Origin of the sequence: Geobacillus sp. WSUCF-018B, assembly GCF_002809985.1 — a bacterium.
Classification (GTDB): Bacteria; Bacillota; Bacilli; order Bacillales; family Anoxybacillaceae; genus Geobacillus; species Geobacillus thermophilus.
In genome coordinates, this window is record NZ_PIJF01000089.1 from 1 (window position 1) to 4,734 (window position 4,734).

Below are 4,734 nucleotides of genomic sequence, written 5' to 3' on the forward strand. Positions count from 1 at the left end.
AAAATTTAGCACATTCCTTCAGAAAAGGGGAGAGGGCTTTCTGAAAGAATGTGCAAAAAAATGGGCGTTTTGTGCTGAAATAAAATGATAATTTACAATTTCTTTTAAGGATTTCACGACATAACTAAATCGTACTCCATATGATAAAGCAGAATCTAGTCGTACCATGGAAAGCTGCCCAGTTAGGCGTGAAAAAACTCACGTCATAATTATATTTCTGTCGTGAGTAGTGATACTCGCCTTGAAAGGAGGTGAGGAAGAGTGTGGGAAAAAATAATCGTGTCGGTGCTCGCTGCCATAGCCACAGAAGTAGCGAAAGAACTCACAAAAGATGATTAGAAATAGCACAAAACGCTAGAGAAAGGAGCGAAAAGGATTGAAAATCTTTCCGTGCCCATATCTATGCAGTCAACCATGTACAGATTGCATGATTAAAACAATTATCGACATTATCAAAAAGTAAGAGCCATTGGTGCAAGTACAAGCATCAATGACTTTTTTGCATTTTGAGGAGGTGCTTCCATTGCAGGAATTACTCGATGCATTTAAGCAATGGCTCACAGAAGAAGGAAAGGCATCAAAAACGATTGAGTCTTACGTGGGAGACATCGAAGGTTTTCAGAAATACCTCACAGAGAAGGCGGTTGACACGACTCAACCGCTTTCTCGTTTTGCTTTTGTCAGATATAAGCAATACCTCATTGACGAAAATTTTGCCGTGGCAACCATCAACAAGAAGATCAACAGCCTAAAAGTCTACAACGATTTTCTACTCATCAAGGGATTGGTAAAGGAGAGGTACATCCATCTCAAGCGCGACCGGATAAAAGTAGCTGCAGGAAGTGAACAAGTTGTCAGTGCACTTTCAGAGGAACAAGTTGAGAAATTACTTTTCTACCTTGAGGATCACACAAAAGTGAGTCAACGAAATAAATTGATTGCCTACTTACTTCTGTACACTGGGGTTCGTGTAAGTGAGCTTGTCAATATCAAGCTTGGTGATATTGACTACTTGACAAGCAGCCTAACAGTGAGGGGCAAAGGAGGCAAGATACGAGAAATTAGTTTGCGAGAAGATGTTGTCTATTTGATTCGGTCTTACGTCAAAGGAGAGAGATTGAAATCAAAATTTAAGGATAGTGAATACTTGCTTCTTAGCCAACGTGCCCCAAAAGTCCATCGAGATGCGGTAAGAAATTGGCTGGCGAACGTTTCAAAGGATTTAGGATTCAAGTTGCATCCGCATTTGTTTCGACATACGTTTTGCACGCGATTGTTGAAAAAAGGAGTAGACCTGACCACCGTCAGTAAACTAGCAGGTCATTCTTCTGTGAACATGACTGCCAGATTCTACATTCAAACCACACGGCAGGAGAAGATGGATGCCGTCAAGCTATTGTAAAGGAGGAAAAAAGGTGAAAATCATTCAATCCCTCAATGATATCGAATTTTTGAAAGCGACGAGGAGAATCCCCTTGCCAATGATTCAATACATTGAAAAAGAATTTCTTGACCGGTTTGAAGCATCGAATAGTGAAGAGGACCTGTTCACTTTTCGTTTGCCAGTAAACGAAGCCATGATACTGTTAGAAAAAGATGATGACGTGCTTGCGGAAATCAATCATCCATTTGATTTGGAGTATGTAGAGAGAATTGAAGAGGGGGATATAAGCTTCTACCGAATTGCCATTCGCTTTGACACAGAAATTCGAGTGTACTATTCTCTCACAGGAACCTACGATGATGAAACGGAAGAATGGTTGAATGAACAAGCAAGATACGATGAAAGAGGGGGTTGCTATTTTTGACAAGAGACGTCAAAGCAATTGTGGGAGAGAAGAATGAAGAAATATAAATGATTTTATTGCTATTATTTAGAAATTTGTTTTCCTATAATTACCTTATTTGTGATAAGATAAAATCGATTATAATTATCTAGCAAGGAAAGGAGAAAGTAAGTTGTTTTACAAAATTGTAGAGGAGGAAGTTGAAAAATTAGCAACCGATCTAGTTCAAGGGCATTTTTATATAGGGTTAGAAGCAGTGAAGAAGTTTGTGATGTTTATCATAATGACGGATTACATCCAGAAAAAACAAAAAGACCAAGGAATGAGTATTTGGCAATACGCTCAAAGTCAACTGAAACTGCCTGAAGAGACGAATGAAATGCCACCGGAAAAAGTCGATGCCCTTATATTCAACAACTATGAACGGATATGGTACCTATCCAATACGATTACTAAAGAAAAAAGGATCGAACATCTTTTACGTCAAAAACAAGAAGAACAACGTCGGAAAATAAAAAAAGAAAAAAATGAAGAAATACGAGGAAATCCTGATCGATATCGGGGAGTAAAGATTTACCCTTATCAAATGAAGGAGTTTTCCATTTTGTATGCAATACTTACAATCAGGGCAGACCTTTCCGATTGGGGATTTCTTGCTCAGTGACGAAGGGCTTTTTTATAAAAAGATTGATAAAAATACAGGAAAAGAAAGCTTCTTCAAAGTGTGCGAACCCTTGTTTATTAAACAAACGGTGCAGAACATTGATACAAAGGACGTTCATTTGGATCTTTGCTACAAATACAAAGGAACATACCATGAGATGCCGATTGGAATGGGACAGCTAATTCCTAACGAATTAATCAAATTAATGGCCAAGGGAGTCGACATTCCTCACGAATTCAAAAAAATCATTGCCACTTACTTGAGAGAGCAGCAGAAGCGAGCTCCTCATAAGCTTATTTTCCATCAGGTAGGTTGGCATCGAAATGAGAAAAAGGGGCTTGTGTTTCGTCACAATCAACTTATTTCCAGCGACCCTACCTACATAGCAACGAATGACAATGAGTATGGGGCATATCATCTTCAGCCTAAAGGGGATTTACAAACATGGCTAACGATGGTGAAAGAACAAGTAGTAGGACATCCGCCGCTTGAAACCATTTTGTCTATCGGGTTTGCCTCCGCTTTAATTGGGTATCTGTACCATTTGTACGACGATATAGATACAATCGTTTTTCACCTTGCGGGAAATAGCACGCAAGGAAAAACCACGGCAGCTCTCTTAGCTGTTTCTGTTTTTGGAATGCCATCTAACAAGAAGAAAGGATTAATGAAGAACTGGAACGGAACCTCTAATGCCATTTTAAACATGCTAGGAGGAAATTTCGGAATTCCCATTGTGTTGGATGAGCTCTCCATGAGCAATGCCAAATCATTGACAAGCGAGCTCTACGTGTTGGCTTCAGGACAAGAAAAGTATCGTCTTACTGAAGATATTAAGCAACGGAAACAAGGAATGTGGGCTCTCGCTATCATTTCAACAGGAGAGCAATCCATTTTTGAACGTACCAACCATAACGCAGGGTTGACGGTTAGAACTTTTGAGTATTCGAATATTGCTTGGACTAAATCTGCTGCTAATGCCGATATGATTCGTCAAGTGATTCAAGAAAATTACGGCCATGCTGGAGAGGCTTTTATCAAGTATCTGTTTGAGCAGGGGCTCCACATCATTGATGAAACGTGGAAAAAGTGGCAAGAACGCTGTGAGAAAGCTCTTCCAGATACTCCTTTTCGTTCTCGCGTTGCAAAAAAGTACGCCATCATTTTAGGTGCAGGAGAGTTGGCTAACAAAGCGTTAGAGATCGGGTTAAATTTAGACAATATACTCCATTTCCTTGTAGAACAGGAAAAAATCATCTCAGATGAACGCGACATTGGCAGGAAGGCTTGGAATTTAGTGGTTCAACGCATTATTCAGTATCAGGGGAATTTCAAGCGAGAAGGAGTTTACTCCAATCCTTTCAATTGCTGGGGGAAAATGTTCCCGCGATCCAACTATGTAGAAGTGGCTATTTTAAAACACGTACTAGAAAAAGAGCTCAAAGAATTAGGATTCGATGATCCAAAGGTGATTATTAAAGATTGGAAAGAACGTCAGTGGCTTATCACGGAACATGATCGAACAACAAAACGAACTAGAATTTTTGACGCAACAGAGCAACAAGAACGTAAACGAGCACTAGGAATTACTAAAAATCCACCAAAAAAATTGGAGGATACCACCTATAATTTAAAAGTTCCCGTGGAGCAATTTCAAGGTTTGGTAAGAGATGAGAGATTTGTCCAAGGACTATCATCTAACGAAAATGTCGAGTAAGTAAAAAAGGAAGGTATCTTTACCTTCCTTCGCTTCAAAAAAACAAGCGGGGAGATGGAACATGATGAAAAACATTGAAAAGGATAGTTTGTTGTTAAGTCAAGTCATTCCTTACTTCCACGAATGGTTGAAGACTAGAGGGATGCGTGAAGCAACCCTAAGAGGATATAAAATGGACATTAATCAATTTCAGAAGTGGCTGGCCGCACGTTCTAATGGACCGATATTCGTGAATGAGATTAATCGTCAGCACATCGAGGGATTTGTTCACTACCTGACCCATGAAAGAAAATGTAAGCCAAGAACGATCAATCGTAAAATCAATGCCATGTCTACTTTCTTTAATTTCCTTAAGAAAAAGAAGATTGTTGAAGAGAACCCTCTTGAAGATTTTGAAAGAGTAAAAGTACCCGATTCAGAAAGAATCTACCTTACTAAAGAAGAAATTGAAGCCATTATAAAATCAATGTAACTATTCACCCCAGTGCTAGTGTATAAAAAAGCCCAGCACAAATAGGGCATTTCGGTCATAGAAAATGCCCTAGGTAGCGGAAAGAACTCGATCG

General features: G+C 39.3%; 5 protein-coding genes. All 5 read left to right on the plus strand.

The annotated features are described in order from the left end of the window. Positions 1 to 490: 490 nt before the first annotated feature. A complete protein-coding gene (locus tag CV944_RS16215; RefSeq protein ID WP_100660148.1) occupies positions 491 to 1,402 on the plus strand; it encodes a tyrosine-type recombinase/integrase in 912 nt (303 codons plus the stop codon). A 13-nt stretch (positions 1,403 to 1,415) separates the two neighbouring features. Beyond that, a complete protein-coding gene (locus CV944_RS16220; protein WP_100660142.1) occupies positions 1,416 to 1,808 on the plus strand; it encodes a hypothetical protein in 393 nt (130 codons plus the stop codon). 151 nt (positions 1,809 to 1,959) lie between these two features. Then, the gene (locus tag CV944_RS16225) at positions 1,960 to 2,451 is read left to right on the plus strand and encodes a hypothetical protein (RefSeq protein WP_100660143.1); all 492 of its coding nucleotides are present in this window, start codon (positions 1,960 to 1,962) and stop codon (positions 2,449 to 2,451) included. Then, positions 2,396 to 4,168: a DUF927 domain-containing protein gene (locus tag CV944_RS16230; protein ID WP_100660144.1), complete on the plus strand. Its 1,773-nt coding sequence runs from the start codon at positions 2,396 to 2,398 to the stop codon at positions 4,166 to 4,168. The genes CV944_RS16225 and CV944_RS16230 overlap by 56 nt, the downstream gene beginning before the upstream one ends. 64 nt (positions 4,169 to 4,232) lie before the next feature. After that, positions 4,233 to 4,640 (plus strand): tyrosine-type recombinase/integrase, encoded by a 408-nt coding sequence (locus tag CV944_RS16235; RefSeq protein ID WP_158236227.1) that lies wholly within the window; start codon positions 4,233 to 4,235, stop codon positions 4,638 to 4,640. Positions 4,641 to 4,734: the final 94 nt, after the last annotated feature.

Excerpts from the sequence above, each read along its gene's own strand:
- CV944_RS16235 (WP_158236227.1), top strand. The coding sequence starts at position 4,233 with ATGAAAAACATTGAAAAGGATAGTTTGTTGTTAAGTCAAGTCATTCCT.
- CV944_RS16230 (WP_100660144.1), top strand. The coding sequence starts at position 2,396 with ATGCAATACTTACAATCAGGGCAGACCTTTCCGATTGGGGATTTCTTG.
- CV944_RS16215 (WP_100660148.1), top strand. The coding sequence starts at position 491 with ATGACTTTTTTGCATTTTGAGGAGGTGCTTCCATTGCAGGAATTACTC.